This is a genomic window from Amycolatopsis magusensis, from assembly GCF_017875555.1.
In the GTDB taxonomy this organism is placed as follows: domain Bacteria; phylum Actinomycetota; class Actinomycetes; order Mycobacteriales; family Pseudonocardiaceae; genus Amycolatopsis; species Amycolatopsis magusensis.
Genome location: NZ_JAGGMS010000001.1, coordinates 5,377,621 through 5,400,759, shown reverse-complemented (window position 1 = coordinate 5,400,759; position 23,139 = coordinate 5,377,621). Strand labels below are relative to the sequence as shown.

Genomic DNA, 23,139 nt, shown 5'->3' with positions numbered 1-23,139 from the left:
CAGCGGTCCCCGGGCGCTGCGCTCACCCCGGCTCGCGCAGCGCCCGCGCCACCGCACTGCTCAGGATGCGGATGCCGCGGACCGAGCCGGGGTCGACCCCGGTCAGTTCGCGGACGCGCCCGAGCCGGTAGTCCAGGGTGCGCGGGTGGATGTGCAGGGCCAGCGCGGTGGTGAGCCGGTTCATGTCGTTGCGGTAGTAGAGGTCCAGGGTGGCCACGAGGTCCGGGCCGTTCGCCAGCCGCCGCACCAGGTCGCCGAGCCACTCGTCGACCTCCGGCACGTGGGCCACACCCAGTTCCACGAACACCTCGGGAATCCCGTAGACGGCACGGGGAACCCGTTCGCGCGGCGCCACCTGGGCCACCCGCGTGGCCACCGCCACCGCCTCGGCGAGCGCGGTGGACCGGCCGGGCGCGGCGCCGACCGCACACGGCCCGCCCGCCAGTTCGACGATCGCCCGGACCACGGTCAGCGGCTCGTCCCGGCCCGCCGGGAGCAGCGCGACCAGTTCCCCAGGCTCCCGCCACAGCGCCGGGACGGCGTGCTGCTTGAACGCCAGTTCCACGATTTCGTCGGCCAGCTCGCCGGGTTTCTCCGGGCACCGGACCACCACCGCCACGTATTCCTCGTGCACGGTGACCCCGAGGCTGCGGGCGATTTCCGCGGCCGTCGCCGCATTCGCCAGCAGCGATTCCGCCAAATTGCGTATCCGCTGCGCCAATTTGACGCGCAACGCCTGTTCGTCCAGATAGCCGCGCATGTAGGCGGCCGTGCCGCGCAACCCCTGCGCGCCGAACCACGCGGTCAACTGGAGCAGCTGGTTCAGGTCCTCACCGTCGCCTGCCGCGTCGTGGATCTCGTGCAGCATCAGGTTCGCGTGCAGCACCAGCACCGATTCCGCGGCCCTGGTGCTGAACCCGTTGCTCGCCCGCTCCCGGCCGATCTCGCCGATGAACGCCAACGCCGATTCACCCAGCGGATCGTCCCCGCGCGTCATTTCGACGGTGTGGCGGCGCATCCAGATGGCGTAGTCGAGCATCGCCGCGTGCCCTCGTGGATCGGCGGCTTCACGCCGGTAGTCCGGGATTTCCCTGGCGTAGGCGACCACCTCGGCCCGCGCATTCGCTTCCGCACGTTTTTCCAGTAGCCCGAACAGATCGCTCACACCGGCTCCCCTCGAATTGAGGTACCGCCGGATCGTAGTGAACCGGCGGGGTGAGGCGGAAGGCTCGGTTCCGCTCGTCAGCAACGACGGGCGGGGAAATCCGGTTCCCGGGCCGGGCCCCGGTGTGGTCGGATGGGCCGGTGGATCTTTCCGTACTGCTGGCCTTCGTCGCCGCCGCGCTGGTGATCAGCCTGGTGCCGGGCCCGGACATGCTGTTCATCGTCGCCAACGGCATCGCCAAGGGGCGCCGCGCCGGGGTGGTGGCCGCGCTCGGCATGTCCACCGGGCTCGCCGTGCACACCGTGGCCGCCGCGCTCGGCCTCGGCACCCTGCTGCAGGCGGCCCCGGCCGTGCTGGACGCCGTCCGCATCGCCGGCGCGGCCTTCCTGGTCTACCTGGCGGTGACCACGCTGCGCTCCTCGAAGCAGGCGCTGGCGAACACCGATCCCGAGCCGGTGCCGGACCGCAGCCTGCGGCGCACCTACGTGCTCGCGGTGCTGACCAACCTGGCCAACCCGAAGGTGATCCTGTTCTTCCTGGCCTTCTTCCCGCAGTTCCTGCACCCCGAGGCGAGCTGGCCGCTGGGCGTGCAGTTCCTGGTCCTGGGCGCGGTGTTCATCGCGGTGGGCCTGTCGGTGGACGGTTCGGTCGGCCTGACCGCGGGCGCGCTCGCGGCGCTGCTCCTGCGGCGGCCCTCGATCCGGCGCTGGCTCGACCGGGTGTCCGCGGCCATCTTCGGGGCGCTGGCCGTGCGCCTGGTCGCCGACCGCGGCGCCTAGGGCACGCACAGCGCCAAGCGCGGTCCAGCGGAGGAACTGGCGGGCCGCCCGCGGGTGCCCCTCCCGCGGGCGGCCCGCCACCTGGCGGCACGGGATTCAGTGGCGGCATGGCCGACCTGACCCCGACCGATGATCAGCGGCCGGGACACCTTCAGCAACGGAGACACCGTCTTCGAAGACAGCATGCTGCTGAAGGTGACCCGGCAGGCGGACGGCTATCTCGGCGCCATCCCGATCAGCTCACGTAGATGTTCGAGTTGCCGCTGCTCTGGTAGCCCTCGGTGGCCATGATCATGTAGTAGTTGAAGTTGCCGAGGTTCATGCCCTTGCTCCGCCAGGCGTCGAAGTGGGTGCCGGTGTTGATCGTGCCACCGACCTTCTTCTGCTGGCGCGTGCTCCAGAACTGCGGGAAGGTCTTGTTGTTGCCTTCGATCGACGGCGCGTTGTACCGCATGGTCTGGTAGATGTCGTAGGTGCCGCCGTCGCTGTTGACCGTGCCCCGGTGCGTGCCGGTCGGGCGGTAGTTGCCCCAGCTCTCGACGATGTAGTACTCGACGAGCGGGTTCGACGTCCAGCCGTAGAGGCACAGGTAGCCGTTGCCGGAGGGGTTGAAGCTGCCCGAGTAGTTGACCGTTCTGCGCGAGCCGTTGCTCCAGCCCTTGCCGCAGACGAAGTTGCCGGTGTTGCTCCAGTTGGTCCGGTAGTTGCCGCCGTTGCTCAGGGTCATCGAAACCGAACCGCCGCCGTCGGTCCAGAACGAGAAGTAGTACCCGTTGTGCGTACCGGTCTGGTTGGTGGTGATGGTGGTGTCCGCGCCCGCGGTTCCGGGAAGCACCAAGGCGGACGTGGTGGCCAGCGCCAGCGCGCCGGTGCCGCCGAGGAACAACCGGCGGTTGATCGGGTGGGGCTGGACGTGGTCCATCGACATGTTTCCTCCTCGTTGAGGCCGGCGGGAGACCACTCCGAGTGTTCGTCCAGCCACCGGAGACTGTCAACAAGTTTCGAACAGTTTTCGGAAACATACCGAAACGCATCGAGCCTGGCCCGGGCCGACTGCCGGGAGGATCGACCCGCGGTTTGACCCTCTCGAAACCCCGGCCAGGGCCAGGCTCGTCGAAACTTTCGACTACGAGGTACCGCGCCGTTCCCAGCCCTCCTTGAACAAGTCGAAGAAGGCGCCGGTCGACGGGTGCTCGTTGATGAAGTCGGGATCCAGTTCCACGCCGAGGCCCGGCGCGTCCGGCAGCGCGAAGTAGCCGTCGACCACCTCCGGCAGGCCGGGCGCGGCCTGCTTCACGTGTTCGTCGGCGAAGTCGTTGAAGTGCTCCTGGATCTTGAAGTTCGGTGTGCACGCCGCCAGGTGCAGGTTCGCCGCGGTGAGCACCGGCCCGCCGACGTTGTGCGGCGCGATCAGCGTGTAGTGCGCCTCGGCCGTGGCCGCCAGCTTGCGGGTCTCGGCGATGCCGCCGAGGTGCCCGATGTCGGGCTGGATCACGTCCACCGCACCGGATTCGAACAGTTCGCGGAACTCGACCCGGTCGTGGATGCGCTCGCCGGTGGCCACCGGGATGGTCACCTTGCCCGCCACCGTCGCCAGCGCCTTGAGGTTGGCCGGTGGCACCGGTTCCTCGATCCACGCGGGGTCGTACGGCTCGAGCATCCGCGCGATCCGGATGGCTTCGGCGGGCGCGAACCGCCCGTGCATCTCCACCAGCAGCTCGACGTCCGGGCCGACGGCGTCGCGCACCGCCTCGACCAGCGACACGCACCGCCGCCGCTCGGCCGGTTCCAGTTCCCACTGCCCGGGGCCGAACGGGTCGAACTTCATCGCGAGGTACCCGCGCTCGACGACTTTCTTCGCCGCCGCCGCGAATTCCTCCGGCGTGCGCTCCACTGTGTACCAGCCGTTGGCGTAGGCCTTGACGCTGTCACGGACCTTGCCGCCCAGGAGCCGCCACACCGGCTGGCCCAGCGCCTTGCCGATGATGTCCCAGCAGGCCATCTCGACGCACGCGATGCCGGACATGACGATCTCGCCCGCGCGCCCGTAGTCGCCGTACTTCATCCGCTGCACCAGGGCCTCGGTGTCGAACGGGTCGTGCCCGACCACGTGCCGCGGTGCCGCTTCGGCGAGGTACCCCAGCAGCGCCCTGGTGTGCCCGAGCATGCGGGTCTCGCCGACCCCGGTCAGCCCGTCGTCGGTGGTGACGCGGACGAAGGTGAGGTCACGCCACGGCGTGCCGAGCACGAAGGTGTCGACCGCGGTGATCTTCATCGGGCAGCTCCCTGGTTCAGCGGTTCCGGCAGTGCGATTCCTTCGGCACCCAGCTCGGACATCACCGCGTCCGGCATCTCCTCGGCCAGCAACGCCAGGCCGATTTCCGCGCGCCGCACCCGTTCGCGGGCCAGCCGGATGGCCACGTCGGTCAGGTGCGTACCGCTGGGGTAGATGTTCGGCGAGTTCCGCAGGCCGAACTTGAGGTAGACGGGTGCGGCCACCCGGACGATCTCGGCGATCTCGAAGTGCCGGACGAACCCGCCCTGGTCGTCCGGTGCCTCGATGTAGATGTCCAGCGGCAGGTCGACCGCGGCGCGCACGGCCGCCAACTGGCCGAGGCCGAGGTCGGTGGGCACGTTGTAGGTGTCCGCGCCGACCCGCTCCGCCAGCCGGATGGAGACCGGGTTGGACAGTCCCATCTGGACGCTGATCTTGAACTGCAGGCTCGCCGGGAGCAGGCCGCGCTCGCGGGCGGCGGCGGCCACCTCCAGCGTGCCCAGGTCGGTGATCAGCACGCTGCGGATGCCCGCGGCCGCGGACCGGGCGATGTCGGCCAGGTTGTGCACGACCTGCTCGGTGCCCCTGGCCTGCGCGGCGAGCGCGCCCGCGCCGGAGGCCAGCGCGGCGGCGCCGGTCGACCAGCCCGCGAGCGGCCGCGCGAACAGGCTGACCTCGGTCCGGGCGCCCACGCCGATCTCCGTCATCCGCGCCAGTTCGTCCCCGGTCAGCAGCATTCCGCCGCTGCCCTGGGAAACCCGGTGCACCGGCACCCCGCGCGCGGCCGCCTCGGCGAGCACGGCGTCGAACACCTCGGGTCCCTCGACGCTGGGGAGCTCCACCCGGTACTGGGCGCCGTCCGGGAAGCGTTTGGTGCTGTCGGGCAGGGCGTGGTCGGACTCGGCGAACCCGAGTTCGCCGAGCAACTCGCGGAATCTCTGCACGTGGCGCGCCTTTCTGGGGAGTGTCAGCCGGCGAAGGTGAGCGCGGGCAGTCCCGCGACACCGGGGTCCACGGCGAACACGGCCCCGGCCCGGTGGTCGGGCGCCGCGTCCTGCTGGGAGGTGGTGACGTAGAGCCGGGTCAGCCCGGGGCCGCCGAAGGTGCACGCGGTCACCTGGGTCACCGGCAGTTCGACGACCGCGTCGAGCACCCCGTCCGGGTCGTAGCGGCGCACCGCCGAACCACCCCAGAGCGCCACCCACACGCCGCCCTCGGCGTCCACGGTGAGGCCGTCGGGCTCGCCGGGCGGCTCGACCTGCGCGAACACCCGGCGGCCGGTGAGCCCGCCGGGGCCGTAGTCGAACGCGTCGATGCGGCGGGTCGGGGTGTCCACGTAGTACGCCGTGGTGCCGTCGGGGCTGAACGCGAAACCGTTGGAGATGGTGACATCGGCGAGCACCCGCTCGACGCTGTGGTCCGTATCGAGCCGGAACAACGCGCCCGCGCCCGTCCTGGTGTCGTAGGCCATCGAGCCGCAGTAGAACCGGCCGTCGGGGTCGCAGCCCCCGTCGTTCATCCGGATGCCCTCGTCGATCCACAGTGGACCGAGCGCGGTGACCGGCCCGGTCAGGTCCTCGGCGAGGGCGAACCCGCGTTCGGTGGCCAGCACCCAGCCACCGGACCGGCGCGGCCGCAGTGCCGCCGCGACCGAACCGACGTGCGCGCGCGTCACCTGCCCGGAGGGAGCGAGACTCAGCACGTCTCCGGCGAGCATGTCCACCCACACCAGGTGGTCCTCCCACCACACCGGCCCTTCCCCGTGCCAGGCCAGCGCTTCGGTCACCGCCTCAGCCATGGTCGTGGTCCCGCAACGGCGGCGGCAGCAACTCGCCGGGCAGGTTCTGGTAGGCGACCGGGCGCAGGAACCGCCGGATCGCCGCGGTGCCCACCGAGGTGAAGGTGCCGGTGGCGGCTGGGGCCGGTCCGCCGTGGTGCTGGGCGTGGGTGACCGCGACACCGGTCGGCCAGCCGTTCCACACCACCCGCCCGGCGAACTCGGCGAGCCTGCGCACCAGCGGCCGGGCCACCTGCTCCCCCGCTTCGCCGTGCACGGTCGCGGTCAGCTCACCGGTGAACAACCGCGCCGCGGCGAGGAGTTCGTGTTCGCCGTCATAGGCGACGAGCAGCGAGGTCGGGCCGAAGCACTCGGCCAGCAGCACCTCACCGGCCGCCCGGAGCTCCGGCAGGGTGGTGGCGAGCAGGGCCGCCCGCGTGCCGTCCGGGGTGTCCGTGCCGGGCGCGACGACGCGGACCGCCGGGTGCGCGACGAGTTCCGCGCGCCGGTGCGAATGCGCCTGGGCGATCCGGTCGTTGAGCAGGGTCGCGGCGGCCTGCCCGCGGACCCGGTCGGCCACGGCCGCTTCGAACTCGGGCAGCGCGGCCGCGGGGTAGAACAGGATGCCGGGCTTGGTGCAGAACTGGCCCGCGCCGAGCAGGTAGGAATCGGTGTACCCGGCGGCGATTTCCGCGTGCCGCGCGGCTGCCGCGCCCGGCGTCACGAAGACCGGGTTCACGCTGCCCATCTCGGCGTAGAACGGGATCGGGTCCGGCCGCGAGGCGGCGAGGGCGTACAGCGCCCGGCCCCCGGCGGGCGAACCGGTGAACGCGGCGGCCTTCACCTCGGGTGCCTGCAGCGCCGATCGGGCCGCTTCTTCCCCGCGCAGCAAGGAGAACGTGCCCTCCGGTGCGCCGGCGCGGCCCAGCGCGGCGGAGACCACCGCGGCCGTCGCTTCGGCGAGTTCCGGGTGGCCGGGGTGTCCTTTGTGGATCACCGGGCACCCGGCGGCCAGCGCCGAGGCGGTGTCCCCGCCCGCGACGCTGAACGCGAACGGGAAGTTGCTCGCGCCGAACACCAGCACCGGGCCGATCGGCCGCAGCAGGCGGCGCAGGTCCGGGCGGCCACCGGCGGGCCAGTCGGGATCCGCCCGGTCGACCACCGGCTCGCGGTACCGCTCACCGGTCACCTCCCCGGCGAGCAACCGGAGCTGGAACACCGTGCGCCCGAGTTCGCCCTCCAGCCGCGGCACCGGCAGATTGCTCTCCCTGGCCGCGATCGGCACCAGTTTGTCCCCGGCGGCGGCCAGCGCGTCGGCAACCAGGTGCAGCGCCTTGGCCAGCCGATCCGGCGGCCAGTCGGCCAGTTCCCTGGCGGCCACCGTGGCGGCGCGGAGCGTGTCGGCGGGCATTCCGCCTCCTGTTCGATATTTCGGATGCTGTTCGAAACTCTAGACAGCGGTCGTCGCGCCCGTCAACACACGCCCGAGCCGCCGGGCACCGGCGGCCACCCGGGCGTCCCACTGCGGCGCCGGAACCCGGAGCCAGCAGTCGCGCGGGACCCGCAGGCCGAGCGCCGCCACCGGTCCCCACGCACCCGGCACCCCGGCGGCCAGGTGCACCGCTTCCTCGGCGATTTCCCGCTCCACCCCGGCACTTCCGGCCAGCACGCGGCCGAGCACCCCGACCTCGGTGGCCGGCGGGCCGGAGCAGGCGACCACCCGCACCCGCTCCCCGGCGGGCACCGCGATCGCCACCTCGTGGCCGTACCAGGCCGCCAGTGCCTTGGCGAGCGGCTCGCCCTCGCTTTCCAGCCGCCGCCGGACGGCCCACGACTCCCCCAGCTTGCCGACTCCGGGGCCGAGCGTGTACGCGGCGCGTTTGGCGGGCCGGGCGAGATAACCGCGCTCGGCCAGCGTGGCGAGCAGTTCGTGCGCGGTGGTTCTGGGCACGCCCAGCCGCGCGGTCACTTCGCCCGCGCTCACCCGGCCCTCGGCGAGGGCGTACTCCAGCACGTCGAGCGCGCGTGCCACGGCGGGAATCTCACGGACCACAGCCGTCTCCCTTTGACCCGGCGGGGCGGTGCCGGATAGCGTTCGGACATCGAAATACCGGCACCTGTTCGAAATACCACAAGGAGTCCCGATGCCCGTTGTTTCGCCCGACGCCGCCGGAGAGCTCGCCGAGATCGGCTGGGGCGAGGACCGGGCCGTGATCGGCGCGGTGGCGGCCACCCTGCTGTCGTGGCGGACCGGTGACACGGAACTGCTGCTCACCCACGACCCGGCCGAACTCGGCGACAGCCACCAGGGCAAGGCCATCGCGCCGTGGCCCAACCGGATCGCGGCGGGGCGCTACACCTTCGAGGGGCACGAGTACCAGGTCGCCCTCACCGAACCGGCGCGCGACGCCGCCCTGCACGGCCTGCTCACCTGGGTCGAATGGGACATCACCGAGCGGCACGAGCACGCGGTCACCCTCGAGCACCACCTGCGCCCGCAGTACGGCTACCCGTTCAGCCTCCACTTGCGACTGACCTACGCGCTCGGTGACGGCGGCCTGCGCTGCACGCTCCAGGCGACGAACACCGGCACCGGGCCCGCTCCCTTCGGCGCCGCCTACCACCCGTACGTCCGGCTCACCGACACTGTGGACGAACTGATCGTCGACCTGCCCGCGGACACCTACTACCCGACCGACGCGAACCTCATCCCGACCGGCCGCGAATCGGTCGAGGGCACCGAGTTCGACTTCCGCGGCGGCCGCAAGCTCGGCACGACCGCGCTCGACACCGCGTACACCGGACTGGCCGCCGACGCCGACGGCACCACCTCGGTGCGGCTCACCGCGCCGTCCGGGCGCACGGTCACCGTGTGGGCCGACGCCGGTCACCGGTACCTGCAGGTCTACACCGACGACGTGCCGGGCACCGGGCGCCCGGCCCGCCGCGGCATCACCGTGGAGCCGATGACCTGCGCGCCCAACGCCTTCAACACCGGCGACGGCCTGCTCACGCTGGCTCCCGGCGAGTCCTTCACCGGTAGCTGGGGACTGTCGCATTCGGACTGATCCGGCTCAGGCGTGCCGGGACAGGTCGACCGGGCCGTCGGCCACCGGCACGCCGAAGTCCGGTGAACCGTCCGCGTGGAAGTGCAGCCGCTGCACGCGGGTGTGGCGGTTGGGGTCGTACAGCGGGTCGCCGGTGATCTGCTCGTACTGGCGCGCGTGGTAGACGAGCACGTCGGCGCCGTCCTCCGCGGTGGTGAAGCTGTTGTGGCCGGGGCCGAACTGGCTGTTCGCCCGGTGGGTGGCGAACACCGGCTGCGGTGACTTGTGCCAGGACGCCGGGTCGAGCAGGTTCGCCGATTCGTTCGCCGTCAGCAGGCCCATGCAGTAGTTCGCGTCGGTGGCGCTGGCCGAAAAGGTGAGGAACACGCGGCCGTTGCGGATGAGCGCGGCGGCGCCCTCGTTGACCCGGTGCCCGCGTGTTTCCCAGTCGTAGGTGGGCGTGGACAGCTTCGTGGGCGTGCCGGTGATGGCCACCGGTGAGGACATCTCGGCCAGGTACAGGCTGGTGCCGGGGCCGAGCGCCGGATCGTGCTGGGCCCAGCTCAGGTACCGCTTGCCGCGGTGGGCGAAGGTGGTGGCGTCCAGGGAGAACGTGTTCAGCGGCAGGCTGATGCGCCCGGCCACCGTCCACGGCCCCACCCGCGGGTCCTCGCTGGCGGTGGTCAGCACGTACGGGCGGATGTGGAAGACGTCGTCGGAGTTGCCCGCGGCGAAGTAGATGTACCAGCGCCCGTCGATGCGGTGCAGTTCCGGCGCCCAGATGTGCCCGCCCATCACGCCGCTGGACGGCCGCCGCCACACGGTGACCTCCTGGGCGCCCGCCAGGCCGCCGATGGTGGGCGAGGCGCGGATGATCACGCGGTCGTACTCGGGGACGGAAGCGGTGAAGTAGTACTGGCCGCGGTGACGCGTGATGAACGGGTCGGCGCGCTGCCGGATCAGCGGGTTCACCACCTGCCGGGTGTTGCCCGCGGCGAACGCCGGGGTGACCCCGGCGAAGGCGCCGGCGGTGGCCAGTGCCGCCCCGGCGCGCAGGGCGCCACGGCGGGTGAAAGCGGCGGAGCGATGGGGGTTCGGCATTGAACTGTCCCTTCGACAGCGACGACGCCCTCAACTGTGAGCGCTAACACTCGCAGCGTCAAGAGCCGATCGGACGCCGTTCGGTATCCCGGATGGTGTTCACCGGGCGGGTTTCGCCGGAGCCCCCAGTGAAAGCGAGAGGTGGGCGGCGCCTTCGCGGGCCCACTCGTCCCACTGGCTGCCGGGCACGGAGGTCCAGCGGTGCACCGGTACCGACAGGCTCAGCGCGGCGACCATCGCGCCGGTGCGGTCGTGGACCGGGGCGGCCACGCAGCTGACCGCGTCATTCGATTCGCAGAACTCGTGCGCCAGTTCGTCGGTGCGCACGCGGTCGAGCGCCTGCCACAGCTCCGCGGGCGTGCCGAGGCTGCGCGCGGTCATCTTGGCCAGCTGCCGTCCCGGCGGGTACAGCACGTCGAATTCGGTACGGGACAACGAAGACAGCAGCATCTTGCCGACCGCGGTGCAGTGCGCGGGGAGCCGCCTGCCGACCGCCGAAACCATGCGCACGGAATGCGTGCTGTCGGTCTTGGCCACGTAGAGCACCTCGTCGCCGTCGCGCACGGCCACGTGCACGGTTTCCTGGCTGCGCGCGGAAACCAGCGCCGCCGCGACGGTTCCTTCGCGCGCCAGGTCCAAACGCGACTCGTACGCCCCGCCGAGCTCGAACAACCGCACGCCGAGCCGGTACCGCGTCCCCTCGTCCCCGAGCCGGTTGAGGTAACCGCGATCGGCCAGGGTGTTCAGCAGTTCGTGCACCGTGGTGCGCGGCAACCCCAGGCGCGTCACGATCTGCGGCGCGCTCAGTTCCTCCTCGGCGCGGAACAGTTCGAGGATGTCCAGCGCGCGGCTGACCGCCGGGACCGCACGGCTCATGGGGACCTCCTCGGGCAGGTGATCCCGTCACTCTACCCGCCCGTCCGAAATCTCGAACAGCCCACGAAGTCAAGGAGCGAGAAGGACCTTCACCGCCTTGTGGCGCTCTTCGGCGAGGATCCGGAACGCCTCGGGAGCGTCGTCCAGGGAAACCTCGTGCGTGACCAGCAGGCCCGGGTCGAGTGCGCCCGAGGCGAAGGCCCGGACGGCGTGGCTCCAGGCACGCGGGGGCGCGCCGAACACGGTGTGCACGGTGATCTCGTTCAGCACCAAGGTCACCGGGTCCAGTGGCTGGTCCTCGGCGCCGGGGATGCCGGTCAGGGCCACGCGGCCACCTCGCCGGGACAGGGCCACCGCGTTGAAGGCCGTGCCCGGCGCACCCGCCGCTTCCAGAACCACGTCGAAACAACCCGCCAGCGAGTCCAGTTGTGCGGGCAGCACGAGCGAATCGGCACCGCACTGGGCCGCCAAAGCGGCGCGGTCGCGGCGCGTGTGGACCACGACGATCTCCCCCGCGCCCGCCGCCCGCAGCAACTGCACGGCGAGCAGGCCGAGCATCCCCGCCCCGACCACCGCACACCGCTCCCCCGGCTGCACGGCGAGCTTCAGGCAGGCCGCGGCCACGCAGGCCGCGGGTTCGAGACCCGCCGCCGCACGCAGGTCCGCGGTCTCCGGCAGCCGGTGCAGCAACCGCGCGGGCACCACGAGGTGGTCGGCCCAGGCACCCGGCTGGGTGAACCCGGTCTCCTCGTACGGGCCGTCGCAGAGGTTGGTGTCGCCGCGACGGCACGCCGGGCACACCCCGCAAGACCGGATGCCCTCACCCACCACCGGCGCGCCGACCAGGTCCGCGCCGACCCCGTCGCCGACCGCCGCCACCCGGCCGGACCACTCGTGCCCGGGCACCACCGGGTACCGCACGTACTCCGCGGGCCGCGTGCCCTGCATGATCTCCCGGTCGGACCCGCAGATCCCGGACCACGCGACCCGGACCAGCGCCTCCCCCGGCCCCGGCGACGGCACCTCGCCCGAGCGCACCACCAGCTCACCCGGCCGGTCGATCCACACCGACCGGTTCACCGGGCACGACCCACGATGAGCCGCTGCAACAGGATGAACACCAGCAGCAGCGCCCCGATCACGATCTTCGTCCACCACGAGCTCAGTGTGCCCTCGAAGGTGATCAGCGTCTGGATGACACCCAGGACGAGCACGCCGAGCACGGTGCCTGCCAGGTAACCTGAGCCGCCGGTGAGGATGGTGCCGCCGATGACCACGGCGGCGATGGCGTCGAGTTCCATGCCGACCGCGTGCGAGGAGTTGCCCGAGAGCGTGTAGAAGGTGAGCAGGATGCCGCCGAGCGCCGAGCAGAACCCGCTGATCGTGTAGACGCCGACCCGCGTGCGCGCCACCGGCAAGCCCATCAGCAGCGCCGACCGGTTGCTGCCGCCGATCGCGTAGACCGTGCGCCCGAGCCGCGTGTAGTGCAGCACGTACCCGGCGACCACCAGCACGGCCACCGCGATCAGCACGCTGACCGACACCCGCATCCCGCCCGGCAGTTCCACCGGTGTCTGCGCGATCGCGACGAACAGCGGGTCGTCCAGCGAGACCGACTCCGTGCTCAGCGTGTAGCTGATCCCCCTGGCCAGGAACATGCCGGCCAGCGTGACGATGAACGGCTGGATCTCGAAGTAGTGGATGATCGACCCCATGCCGAGGCCGAGCACCGCGCCCGCGGCCAGCACGGCGAGCATCACCACCGGCGCGGGCAGCCCGGCCCGCAGCAGTTCCGCGCAGAGCACGGTGGACAGCGCGACCACCGAGCCCACGGACAGGTCGATGCCACCGGTCAGGATCACGAAGGTCATCCCGGCGGCGACCACCAGCAGGAAGGCGTTGTCGATCAGGATGTTCAGCACGACCTGGCCGTCCCCGAAGGCGGGGTACCGGGTCGCGCCGAAGGCGTAGGCCGCGATCAGCAGGGCCAGCGACGCGGCGATCGGCAGGTACCGCGCCTGCCGCCAGCCGCCGCGCACCGGGGCGGGGGTGGTGACCGTGCTCATGCGGGCACCTCGACCTTCGGCTCGTGGTCCGCGGGAGCCGGTGCGGGTGGCTTCTTCCGCCGTCGCAACCGGGCCCGGAACGCCGGGGACTGCACCAGGCAGACGACGGTGACCACGAGCGCCTTGACCAGCAGCGTCGACTCCGGCGGCACGCCGACGGTGTAGACGGTGGTGGACAGGGTCTGGATGAGCAGCGCGCCGAGCACCGTGCCGCCGAGCGAGAACCGCCCGCCCGAGAGCAGCGTGCCGCCGATGACCACGGCCAGGATCGCGTCGAGCTCGATCCACAGCCCGGCGTTGTTGCCGTCGGCGCTGGAGACGTTCGAGCTGATCATCAGCCCGGCCAGGCCCGCGCACAGCCCGCAGAAGACGTAGACCAGGGTGAGCAGGCCGCGGGCGCGGACGCCGGCCAGCCTGCTCGCCTCCGGGTTGCCGCCGACCGATTCGACCAGCAGGCCGAGCGCGGACCGGCGGACCACCAGCGCGGTCGCGGCGACCATGCCGAGCGCGATCAGGATCGGCGCGGGCAGGCCGAACCAGTAGCCGCCGCCGAGCACCCGGAACGGGTCGGAGTCCACGGTGATGATCTGGCCGCCGGTGACCAGCTGCGCCAGCCCGCGCCCGGCGACCATCAGGATCAGCGTGGCGATGATCGGCTGGATCCCGATCACCGAGACCAGGAAACCGTTGCACAGCCCCAGAACCAGGCACAGCACCAGGGAGATGCCGAGCGCGCCGAACACCCCGCCCGCCGCGTTCTGATCGGTCAGCGTGCTGATCTGCGAGCAGGCGACCGCGGCGCCGATGGCGACCACCGAGCCCACCGAGAGGTCGATGCCGCCGGTGGCCACCACCAGCGTCATGCCGAGCGCGACGAGGATCAGCGGCGCGCCGAAGCGCAGGATGTCGATCAGGGTGCCGTAGAGGTGGCCGTCGCGGATCTGGATGGCGAAGAACGACGGCGAGAGCCAGAGGTTGACCAGCAGCAGCGCCACCAGCGCGGCCGCGGGCCAGAACAGCCGGTACTTGCTCATGACGGCGCTCCTTCGGCGATCGTGCGCATGATGGCCTCCGGCGTCAGCCCGGAGTTCGGCAGGCAGTCGACCATCCGGTGGTCGCGCAGCACCGCCACCTGGTGGCTGAGCCGCAGCACCTCCTCCAGCTCGGCCGAGATGAACAACACGGCCATGCCGCCGTCGGCCAGTTCGGCCACCAGCTTCTGGATCTCGGCCTTCGCGCCGACGTCGATGCCGCGTGTGGGCTCGTCCAGGATGAGCAGCCGGGGTTCGGTGATCAGCCAGCGGGCGAGCAGCACCTTCTGCTGGTTGCCGCCCGACAGCGTGCCCACCGGCGCGTCCGGAGCGGCCGGGCGGATGCCCAGCGCGGAGATGTACTTCTTGGCCAGTTCGTCCTGGCGGCGGCGTGAGATCGGGCGGGTCCAGCCGCGGCTCGCCTGCAGCGCCAGGATGATGTTCTCGCGCACGGTGAGGTCCTCGATCAGGCCCTCGGCCTTGCGGTTCTCCGAGCAGAACGCCACTCCGGCCGACATCGCGGCCCGCGGCGTGCGCAACGTGGTCTTCTTGCCTGCCAGTTCGAGCGTGCCTTCGTCGCTGTGGTCGGCCCCGAAGAACAGCCGCGCGAGTTCGGTGCGCCCGGAACCGAGCAGCCCGGCCAGGCCGACGACCTCGCCTTCGCGGATGGTCAGCGAGAACGGCTCGATCGCGCCCTTGCGCCCCAGGCCGGTCGCCGTGGCGAACGGTTTCTTCTCCGCCGGATCCCAGTCGCGGCGCGGCTCCTCGAGTTCCTCCAGCGTGCCCAGCTCGCGGCCGATCATCTTGGTCACCAGCGCCACCGGGGTGATCTCGCCCGCGAGGTACTCCCCGACCAGCTTTCCGTTGCGCAGCACGGTCATCCGGTCGGCGATGGCGAAGACCTGGTCGATGAAGTGGGAGACGAACAGGATCGCCATGCCGTCCGCGCGCAGCGCGCGGAGCACGCCGAGCAGCTTGTCCACCTCACCGGTGTCCAAACTGGACGTCGGCTCGTCGAGCACCAGCACCCGCGCGGAGACCTCCATCGCCCTGGCAATCGCCACCAGCTGCTGCACGGCGAGCGAATGCCCGCCCAGTTCGCTGGTCACGTCGAGGTCGAGGTCGAGCCGGCGCACCAGCTCCTCCGCCCGCCTGCGCATCGGCTTCCACTGGATGCGGCCGAACCGCCGCGGTTCCCGGCCCAGGAAGATGTTCTCCGCCACCGAAAGGTTCGGGCAGAGGTTCACCTCCTGGTACACCGTGCTGATGCCGTGGCGCTGGGCCTGCGCGGGGCCGCTGAAGGCGACCGGCTCGCCGCCCAGCTCGATCCCGCCGGCATCGACGTCGTACACGCCGGTGAGCACCTTGATCAGCGTGGACTTGCCGGCGCCGTTCTCACCCATCAGCGCGTGCACCTCGCCGGGGTACAGGCGGAAACCGACGTCGTCGAGGGCGACGACCCCGGGGAACTGCTTGCGGATGCCGGTCATGGTCAGGATCGGCGGACCAGTCATGCTGCCCCTCGTTTCGGGAATGGGATCCCGGCGCCGGACGGCGGCCGGCGCCGGGAGGCCTGCCTCAGTACTTGCGCTCGGGCAGCGCGGCCTTCGCCGCCGCCTGGTCGAACACGGTTTCCTGGGTCTCCACCCGCGGCGGCACCGCTTCACCGGCGGCCACCTTCTTGGCCAGGTCCATCAACTGGGTGCCGAGCAGCGGGTTGCACTCGACCACGAAGTTGATCTTTCCGTCGGCCAGCGCCTGCAGCGCGTCGCGCACGCCGTCCACCGAGACGATCTTGACGTCGGTGCCCGGCTTGAGCCCGGCGCCCTCGATGGCCTCGATCGCACCGAGCGCCATGTCGTCGTTGTGCGCGTAGAGCACGTCGATCTTGCCCTGCGACTTCAGGAAGGCTTCCATCACTTCCTTGCCCTTGGACCGGGTGAACTCCCCGGTCTGCGAGGCGACCACCTGGAACTTCGGGTCCTTGCCGATCACCTCGGCGAACCCGGCCTTGCGGTCGTTCGCCGGGGCGGAACCGGTGGTGCCCTGCAGTTCCACGATGCGCACCGGGCCGGTGGCCGCGCCGAACTCCTTGGTCAGCCACTCACCGGACTTGCGGCCCTCGGCGACGAAGTCGGACCCCAGGAAGGTCTTGTAGAGCGTGGTGTCGGGCGAGTCCACCGCGCGGTCGGTGAGGATGACCGGGATGTTGGCCGTCTTGGCCTCCTTGAGCACGGTCTCCCAGCCGGATTCCACCACCGGCGAGAAGGCGATCACGTCCACCCGCTGCTGGATGAACGAGCGGATCGCCTTGATCTGGTTCTCCTGCTTCTGCTGCGCGTCGGAGAACTTCAGGTCCACCCCGGCCGCCGCGGCGGCCTCCTGGATCGACTGGGTGTTGGCCGTCCGCCAGCCGCTCTCCGCGCCCACCTGCGAGAAGCCGATGGTCAGGGGCCCGTCGCCGCCGCCCGCCTGGGTGCCGTCACCGCCACCCCCGCACCCGGCCAGCACGCTCAGCCCCACGATCGCCGCCGACCACGCGGCCCACATCCTTCGCTTCACGGCTCTCACTCCTCGATCCACACTGATCCGGAAACTGTTATCGCTAACATTTGGCTGCGAGCCGATCGGGGCAAGGCACTGCCCCGGACGGCCCTACGCGCCGGTGCTCTCGCGGACCACCAGTTCCGCCGGCACCAGGGAGCGCGCCGGGGCGGCCGCCCCCTCGATCTGTTCCTGCAGCAGGCCGAACGTCCGCCTGCCCACCTCGATGAAGTCCTGCCGCACGGTGGTCAGCGGCGGGGGGTAGAACGCGGACTCCGGCACGTCGTCGAACCCGGCGACGTGCACCTCGCCCGGCACCGACCGGCCCCCTTCGGAAAACGCCCGCAGCAGGCCCAGCGCCATCTGGTCGTTGGCGACGAACACCGCGGTGAGGTCGCGCTCCCCCAGCAACTGCTTGCCCGCTTCGTAACCCGATCGGGGGCTCCAGTCACCCCGCAGCACCGGCGGTGGCTCCGCGTCGTGCTTCTTGAGCGTGCGCCGCCAGGCCTGTTCCCGGGCTCGTGCCTCCAGCCAGTCCGCCGGGCCCGCGACGTGCCAGACCGTGCGGTGCCCGAGGCCCAACAGGTGCTCGGTGACCTGACGCGCCCCGTCGCGCTGGTCCACCGACACCACCGGGATGGAGGCCCGGTCGGTGTCGGCCACCGCGACCAGCGGGATGCCGGCCGGGGCCGCCCGCAGCGCCGGTTTGGCCGCCACGTGCGGGGCGATCACCACCACGCCTTCGACGGCCTGGCGGCGCAGGCTGTCCACCGCCCGCGCGATGGCGTCCCGCCGCGGGTCGCTGACACTGGCGATGGCGATGCCGTAACCGGCCTCACGGGCCGCGAGCTCCACGCCGAACAGGGTGCTGGCCGGGCCGAACAGGGTGGAGTCCAGCGCGACCACGCCGAGGTTGCGCGAGCGGCCGGTGGCCAGCGCGCGAGCGGTGGAGTTGGGCCGGTAGCCCAGTTCCTCGATGGCCGCCAGCACCTTTTCCCGGGTTTCCGCGCGGACCGGCCCGGTCTCGTTGATCACGCGGGAGACGGTCATGTGCGAGACGCCGGCCAGCGAGGCCACGTCGGTGAGCGCGGGCAATCGCACGGCGGGCGCGGGTTCCCGCGCTTCGATCCGCTTGGCCACCGACGCCACCTCCAGTTCCCGGACTGTTCCGTCCGGGAGAACCCTACTCGACACGGGCCAGTGTTAGCGATAACACTAGGCGCGTCAAGTCTCGGATCCATCACCGTGCGAAGCTGCCGAAGGGATCACCGAAGATGCCGACCCGCCTGCTGCTCAGCCTGATTGTCCTCTTCGGACTCGTCGTGGGGCCGCCCGCCGTCGCGGCCACGCCCGATTCCGGTTACCTGTTCGCCTATTTCACCGGTGAGGGCACCGCCGACGGCGAGCAGATCTACTTCGCCGCCAGCCGCGGCGACGACCCGCTGGCCTGGGACGAACTGAACGGTGGGCGGCCCGTGCTCACCTCGGCACTGGGTGATCGCGGGGTGCGCGACCCGTTCCTGCTGCGCTCACCGGACGGCCGCAAGTTCTACCTGCTGGCGACCGACCTTCGCATGCACGGCAACGGCGACTGGGACCAGGTGCAGCGCACCGGCAGCCGGTCGATCATGGTGTGGGAGTCGGCCGATCTGGTGCACTGGTCGGCACAGCGCTCGGCGCTGGTCTCGCCGCCGACGGCCGGGAACACCTGGGCACCGGAGGCCTACTGGAACGCGGCGACCGGTTCGTACGTGGTTTTCTGGGCGTCGAAGCTGTACGCGGAAAACGACCCGCAGCACCTCGGCGACAGCTACAACCGGATGATGTACGCGACCACCACGGATTTCGTGCACTTCAGCGAAGCACGGGTGTGGAACGACCCCGGGTACTCGGTGATCGACTCGACGGTGATCGCCTCGGACGGGGTGTACCACCGGTTCACCAAGGACGAGCGGAACCCGTCGTCGTCCACGCCGTGCAGCAAGTTCGTGCTGCAGGAGCGTTCGGCGGACCTGCTGGCGCCGTCGTGGGACTTCGTCGCCGACTGCATCGGGAAGGGCGCCATCAGGCGGGGTGAGGGCCCGACGGTCTTCAAGGCGAACACCGGGGACAAGTGGTACCTGTTCATCGACGAATTCGGCGGCCGGGGATACGTCCCCTTCGAGACCACCGACCTCACCTCGGGCAACTGGACCATGTCCCCCGCCTTCGACCTGCCCACCTCCCCACGCCACGGCACCGTCCTCCCCCTCACCCCAGCCGAACACCACCGCCTCCACCGCACCCTGCGCTGAGGGTGTGCCATAAAAGCCACATTCCCGACATAACGGACTTAGCCAGTCCAGTGGGAATGCTATGAGTGGGGCATTACTTGCATCCATTGCAAGTAATGCCCCACTCATAGCATTCAACCGCCCGGCGGGCGGTCTACTGCGGGCGTAGGCGGAGGAAGGTGATCGAGTGCGGTGGGAAGGTGTGGTCGAAGGTGGACGACAGGTTGTCCACAGTGGATTCGAACGGCTGGATGGGGGTGGTGGTTTCGGTGTTCACCGCGTCCGGGGCGCCGGTCAGGGTGGTGAGGCGGCCCTGCGGCGCGATCCGCGTGCCGCCGAGGTCGATCCGGGTGGGGGCGGGCGAGGCTTGCGCGTTGACCACCTTCACGATCAGCTCACCGGTCGCCGCGTCGCGGGTGACGACCTGGCGGAACGGTTCGGCCACTTTGTCGTCGGTGAATTCGCCCCACTTCTGGCCGTCCAGGAACAGGGTCACGTGCCGGTTCCGCACCTCGACGCGGATGTCGTAGGTCCGCCCCTGTTCGATTCGCGTGCCGTTCTCCAGCAAGGTCTGCTTGCCCCCGCCGGTCGCCTTTTCCACGGCTGACCGCGTGTTGGCCCAGCCACCGAGGTTCCACCAGTAGTAGTCCCCGGAACCCCGCACGCCGAAGCCGACCAGGAAGCCTTCCGCGCCGGCCTCCTTGGTGGCCTTGACCGTCAGGTCGTAGTTCTGCCACCTCGGGTCCCCGGCGGTCACCATGGTGTTCTCGGCCGCCACATCCGACTGCAGGTACGAGCCGCCGTCCACGGTCCAGTTCCCGCGCCCGCTGATGTTCGTCCACTTCCCGGCGCCCGCGGAGAAGTCGTCGGCGAACAGGCCGGTGCCGTCGGCCGCGGTCACCGTGACGTCGTCGTACCGCGCGCTCGTCGCCCACGTCGAAAGGCCCACCGCGCCGGTGATCGGGCCGTTCACGATGGGTGTGGTCGACGCTTCGCTCGGCACCACGCGGTCACCGACGTTGGTCATGAACAGTTTCTGTGTCTCATAACTGGTCGAGCCCCACGAAGCCGAGTTGGTGAACCAGATCATGTCCGGGCGCCACTGGTTGTTGTCCCGGTCGGCGAGCAGCGGCGCGTAGGAAGCCAGCCGCACCACGTCGGCGTTGCGTTCCAGCCCGGTCATGAACGCGGCCTCGGCGAGCGAGTTGGCGAACCGGTTGTCCTGCGAGGCGTACTCCCCCAGGAACACCTTCGACCCCTGCCGATCGTAGGTGTCGTAACGGTTGTTGTTCTCCAGGAACCACTGTGGACTGTTGTAGTAGTGCTCGTCCACCATGTCCACATCGGCCGCCCGGTTCAGTTCCCAGGCGCGGTCGAAGGTGGCCCCGGCGTCGTCCGGGCCGGAGTTGCTGATCACGGTGATCTCCGGGTACCGCTCGTTGATCGCCTCGCGGAACTCGGTGAACCGCGCGAAGAACTCGTCCGGCAGGTTCTCCTCGTTCCCGACGCCCAGGTGCGTCAGCCCGAACGGTTCGGGGTGACCCATCTGCGCCCGCCGCGCGCCCCACGGCGAATCGGCCGGGCCGTTGGCGAACTCGATCAGGTCGAGCGTGTCCTGCACGTGCCGCCGCAGCAGTTCCGGGTCGTCGGTGGCCTGGTTCTGCCCGCACCCGGTGACCAGCGCCGGTACCACCGGCAGCGCCATCGCGCCGATGTCCTCCGCGAACTGGAAGTACTCGAAGTAGCCGAGCCCGTAGGACTGGTTGTAGCCCCAGAAGTTCGCGTTGGTGGCGCGTTCCTCGACCGGGCCGATGGTGTCCTTCCACTGGTAGGACCGCCGCCGCTCCCAGTCCGGTGCCTCGTAGGCCTCGTGGCTGCCGGTGTTGACCAGGCAGCCGCCGGGGAACCGCACGAAACCCGGCTCCAGCGCGGCGATCTTCTCGGCGAGGTCGCGGCGCAACCCGTTGGGCCGGTTCTTGTAGGTGTCACGCGGGAAAAGCGAGACCATGTCCAGGCTGACCGAAGCGCCGGCCGTCACGGTGAGCCGCCCGGTGGTGCTGGGTTCGCGCGCGGTGAAGGTGCCGGTGTACTTCACCCACTGACCGGCCTGGGCGGTGACCATCACCGGACGTGCCAGCACGGCACCGGCCGCATCGGTGAGGTTCGCGGTGAGCGGGGCGGCCGAGTCGCCGCGTGCCCACACCGAGAAGTCGTACTGCTTCCCGCGCTCGATCGCGAAGCCCGCGTTGTAGCCGCCGTTGGTGACGCCGAACGAGCCGCCGGTCACGTCCAGCTTCAGGTAACGCCGGTTGCGTTCGTTGAGCCTGCCCGCGTCGTCGAGCACGCGGGCGGTACCGCCATTCGGGGATACGGTCCACGCGGTCAGTCCGGTGAACGAGGAGTTGTCGGCCGGGTCGAATTCGAAGGACCGGTTCCGCACCAGTTCGCCGTACAACCCGCCGTCGGCCGCGTGGTTGATGTCCTCGAAGAAGACGCCGTACATGCTGCGCGGGAGGTCGGGCCCGGCGGCGGCCGGATCGATGTCGAGCGTGTAGGCGGGCGCGGCCTGCGCGGCCACCGGAAGGGGCGCGACCGTCAACGCGGTCAGCGCGGCGAAGGTGAGTACGAGCCTGGTTGATCGTCTGGACACCGCTGTCCTCTCTCGAGATCACGGGGCATGTGAGCGCTAACATTCAGCTCGCCGCCCGCGCGCGGTGTCAACCGAGCTCCAGCCAGCCGCACATCCCGCGCCACATCCCGCGCCACATCACAGCGGTGCATCGGCTCGGCGCTGACCGGGTTCATTTCCTGGTCGATGGCCTGGAACCGGGCATAATGACCCCTTCGCGCTGCGCCGAAGGCATGGCCTGACCACGGAGGCGTGATGGCGATCCACTACTACGACTCGTCCGGTTTGTGGATAGCTTTCCGCCGCAAGCCGGACGATCGTTATCTGTTCAATTCCCACGCGGCGTGGATCGGCTGGTTCCCCTGGCGTGATGCCGACGCGGTGACCACTACCGGCGATTACCTCGGCACCATCGTCGGGGACCGGTTCCTGCACCGGCACCGCCAGCCCTACCGCGGCTATCCCGGATTCCCGGGTTTTCCGGGGTATCCGGGACATCCCGCGTATCCGGGGCACTGGGGGCCGCGGTCGCTGCCCGCCGGGTTCGCCGACGTGCCATTGCCGATGCTCAAGGCGAATTCGGATTGAGCGCGGGAAGGTCACCCCGGGCCGCGAGCCATTCGAGTGCTTCGTGGATCGCCTCGAGTGAGCTGTACCGCGGCTGGAATTCCAGCAGCCGCCGGGCTTTTCCGATGGCGGCGTTCGGGCTGTGCGCGATGTGGTCCCAGGTCAGCGCGGCGGAATCGGCGTCGACCGTCTCACGCCACTGTTCCCAGCCGAGGTAGGAAAGCCGCGCTTCCTGCCCGTACCAGCCCGCGACGGCTTCGGCGTACCCGCGCAGGGTCAGCGCCGCCGGGGACACCACGTGGAAGCTTTCGCCGAGCGCCACGCTGCGGTGGGTCATCGCGGCGGTGAAGGACTGGGCCACGTCGTCGGCGTGCACGTGGTGCAGCGTTTCCATGCCCAGGTTCGGCAGCACCAGCTCCTCGCCCGCGGCCAGCTTGCGGAACACGTCGAGGTCCAGGTTCCCGGCGGGGTTCACCGGCGGCCAGCCGGGACCGCAGATGTGGCCGGGGTGCAGCAGGGTCACCGGGAAACCGTGCCGCCGCGCCTGGTCCAGCAGGTAGCTCTCGATCTCGGCCTTCGCGACGCCGTACTCGCCGAACGGCCGCCGCGGCAGGTCCTCGGTGGCCGGCACCTGCGTGCTCGCGCCGTGCACCCAGATCGTGCCGCAGTGCAGGAAGTGCTGGATCCGGCCGTGCAGTGCTTCGACCAGCTGCCGGGCGCTGTCCGGCCGGAAGCAGATCAGGTCGATCACCACGTCCGGCGCGAGCTGGCGGAGGCGGGCGCCGAACGCGCCGGTGCGTTCCTCCTCGTCGCGGTCGGCGCTGACCGCGGTGACCGCGCGCCAGGCCGCGTGCGGCCGGTAGGGCTCGGCCTTGCCGCGGCTCAGCACCACCACCTCGTGTCCGGCCGCGACCAGCCGCGGGATCAGGTAACCGCCGATGTGCCCGGTGCCGCCCAGCACCACCACGCGTGTCATACCGCCATCGTAGGGAGGTACGCCGATGAGTTC

The 23,139-nt window shown here is 70.7% G+C and carries 21 protein-coding genes; 4 read left to right on the top strand and 17 right to left on the bottom strand.

Annotation, left to right across the window (positions count from 1 at the left end; all coding sequences use genetic code 11):
• Nucleotides 1-22 precede the first annotated feature (22 nt).
• Nucleotides 23-1,165, bottom strand: coding sequence for a PucR family transcriptional regulator (locus JOM49_RS24215; protein WP_209666525.1), 1,143 nt, complete (start codon nt 1,163-1,165; stop codon nt 23-25).
• Between the two features lie 140 nt (nt 1,166-1,305).
• Here JOM49_RS24215 and JOM49_RS24210 point away from each other — a divergent pair, with 140 nt between their 5' ends.
• Nucleotides 1,306-1,944 carry a LysE family translocator gene (locus JOM49_RS24210; RefSeq protein WP_209666524.1) on the top strand — a complete coding sequence of 213 codons (639 nt, stop codon included), beginning with the start codon at nt 1,306-1,308 and terminating at the stop codon, nt 1,942-1,944.
• A gap of 235 nt (nt 1,945-2,179) precedes the next feature.
• On the opposite strand, the gene xynA is transcribed toward JOM49_RS24210, so the two are convergent.
• The 6 genes from xynA to JOM49_RS43835 all read right to left on the bottom strand — a co-directional run bounded on the left by xynA (nt 2,180) and on the right by JOM49_RS43835 (nt 8,049).
• The gene (xynA, locus tag JOM49_RS24205; protein WP_245369453.1) at nt 2,180-2,872 is read right to left on the bottom strand and encodes an endo-1,4-beta-xylanase XynA; all 693 of its coding nucleotides are present in this window, start codon (nt 2,870-2,872) and stop codon (nt 2,180-2,182) included.
• Between the two features lie 198 nt (nt 2,873-3,070).
• Nucleotides 3,071-4,219, bottom strand: coding sequence for a mandelate racemase/muconate lactonizing enzyme family protein (locus tag JOM49_RS24200; protein WP_209666523.1), 1,149 nt, complete (start codon nt 4,217-4,219; stop codon nt 3,071-3,073).
• The gene (locus JOM49_RS24195; protein ID WP_209666522.1) at nt 4,216-5,163 is read right to left on the bottom strand and encodes a U32 family peptidase; all 948 of its coding nucleotides are present in this window, start codon (nt 5,161-5,163) and stop codon (nt 4,216-4,218) included. The genes JOM49_RS24200 and JOM49_RS24195 overlap by 4 nt, the downstream gene beginning before the upstream one ends.
• A 23-nt stretch (nt 5,164-5,186) precedes the next feature.
• Nucleotides 5,187-6,017 (bottom strand): SMP-30/gluconolactonase/LRE family protein, encoded by an 831-nt coding sequence (locus tag JOM49_RS24190; protein ID WP_209666521.1) that lies wholly within the window; start codon nt 6,015-6,017, stop codon nt 5,187-5,189.
• Nucleotides 6,010-7,407, bottom strand: coding sequence for an aldehyde dehydrogenase (NADP(+)) (locus JOM49_RS24185; RefSeq protein WP_209666520.1), 1,398 nt, complete (start codon nt 7,405-7,407; stop codon nt 6,010-6,012). Before JOM49_RS24185 ends, JOM49_RS24190 begins: the two co-directional genes overlap by 8 nt.
• A gap of 39 nt (nt 7,408-7,446) precedes the next feature.
• On the bottom strand, nt 7,447-8,049 hold the full coding sequence (locus tag JOM49_RS43835; protein ID WP_209666519.1) for a helix-turn-helix domain-containing protein: 603 nt from the start codon (nt 8,047-8,049) through the stop codon (nt 7,447-7,449).
• A gap of 91 nt (nt 8,050-8,140) precedes the next feature.
• Here JOM49_RS43835 and JOM49_RS24175 point away from each other — a divergent pair, with 91 nt between their 5' ends.
• The gene (locus tag JOM49_RS24175; protein WP_245369452.1) at nt 8,141-9,064 is read left to right on the top strand and encodes an aldose 1-epimerase family protein; all 924 of its coding nucleotides are present in this window, start codon (nt 8,141-8,143) and stop codon (nt 9,062-9,064) included.
• Nucleotides 9,065-9,070: 6 nt separating this feature from the next.
• Here JOM49_RS24175 and JOM49_RS24170 read toward each other — a convergent pair whose 3' ends face one another.
• From JOM49_RS24170 to JOM49_RS24135, 8 genes are all read right to left on the bottom strand, one after another.
• Nucleotides 9,071-10,144, bottom strand: a complete 1,074-nt coding sequence (locus JOM49_RS24170) for a glycoside hydrolase family 43 protein (RefSeq protein ID WP_209666518.1) — start codon at nt 10,142-10,144, stop codon at nt 9,071-9,073.
• Between the two features lie 99 nt (nt 10,145-10,243).
• Entirely contained in the window at nt 10,244-11,020 is a 777-nt protein-coding gene (locus JOM49_RS24165) for an IclR family transcriptional regulator (protein ID WP_209666517.1), read from the bottom strand.
• A gap of 69 nt (nt 11,021-11,089) precedes the next feature.
• On the bottom strand, nt 11,090-12,100 hold the full coding sequence (locus JOM49_RS24160) for a zinc-dependent alcohol dehydrogenase (protein WP_209666516.1): 1,011 nt from the start codon (nt 12,098-12,100) through the stop codon (nt 11,090-11,092).
• Nucleotides 12,097-13,086, bottom strand: a complete 990-nt coding sequence (gene yjfF / locus JOM49_RS24155; protein WP_209666515.1) for a galactofuranose ABC transporter, permease protein YjfF — start codon at nt 13,084-13,086, stop codon at nt 12,097-12,099. The genes JOM49_RS24160 and yjfF overlap by 4 nt, the downstream gene beginning before the upstream one ends.
• Entirely contained in the window at nt 13,083-14,120 is a 1,038-nt protein-coding gene (locus JOM49_RS24150; RefSeq protein WP_209666514.1) for an ABC transporter permease, read from the bottom strand. The genes yjfF and JOM49_RS24150 overlap by 4 nt, the downstream gene beginning before the upstream one ends.
• Nucleotides 14,117-15,631, bottom strand: a complete 1,515-nt coding sequence (locus tag JOM49_RS24145) for a sugar ABC transporter ATP-binding protein (RefSeq protein WP_245369451.1) — start codon at nt 15,629-15,631, stop codon at nt 14,117-14,119. The genes JOM49_RS24150 and JOM49_RS24145 overlap by 4 nt, the downstream gene beginning before the upstream one ends.
• Before the next feature lie 64 nt (nt 15,632-15,695).
• Nucleotides 15,696-16,667, bottom strand: coding sequence for an ABC transporter substrate-binding protein (locus JOM49_RS24140; RefSeq protein ID WP_209671539.1), 972 nt, complete (start codon nt 16,665-16,667; stop codon nt 15,696-15,698).
• A gap of 105 nt (nt 16,668-16,772) precedes the next feature.
• Nucleotides 16,773-17,801, bottom strand: a complete 1,029-nt coding sequence (locus tag JOM49_RS24135) for a LacI family DNA-binding transcriptional regulator (protein ID WP_308158851.1) — start codon at nt 17,799-17,801, stop codon at nt 16,773-16,775.
• Nucleotides 17,802-17,935: 134 nt separating this feature from the next.
• Between JOM49_RS24135 and JOM49_RS24130 the strand changes: the two genes are divergently transcribed.
• Entirely contained in the window at nt 17,936-18,955 is a 1,020-nt protein-coding gene (locus tag JOM49_RS24130; protein WP_209666513.1) for a glycoside hydrolase family 43 protein, read from the top strand.
• A gap of 133 nt (nt 18,956-19,088) precedes the next feature.
• Here JOM49_RS24130 and JOM49_RS24125 read toward each other — a convergent pair whose 3' ends face one another.
• Nucleotides 19,089-21,584: an alpha-L-arabinofuranosidase family protein gene (locus JOM49_RS24125; RefSeq protein ID WP_308158850.1), complete on the bottom strand. Its 2,496-nt coding sequence runs from the start codon at nt 21,582-21,584 to the stop codon at nt 19,089-19,091.
• Between the two features lie 234 nt (nt 21,585-21,818).
• Between JOM49_RS24125 and JOM49_RS24120 the strand changes: the two genes are divergently transcribed.
• A complete protein-coding gene (locus JOM49_RS24120; protein ID WP_209666512.1) occupies nt 21,819-22,151 on the top strand; it encodes a hypothetical protein in 333 nt (110 codons plus the stop codon).
• On the opposite strand, the gene JOM49_RS24115 is transcribed toward JOM49_RS24120, so the two are convergent.
• A complete protein-coding gene (locus JOM49_RS24115; RefSeq protein WP_209666511.1) occupies nt 22,132-23,106 on the bottom strand; it encodes an NAD-dependent epimerase/dehydratase family protein in 975 nt (324 codons plus the stop codon). The two genes, JOM49_RS24120 and JOM49_RS24115, sit on opposite strands and share 20 nt — an antisense overlap.
• Between the last annotated feature and the right edge of the window lie 33 nt (nt 23,107-23,139).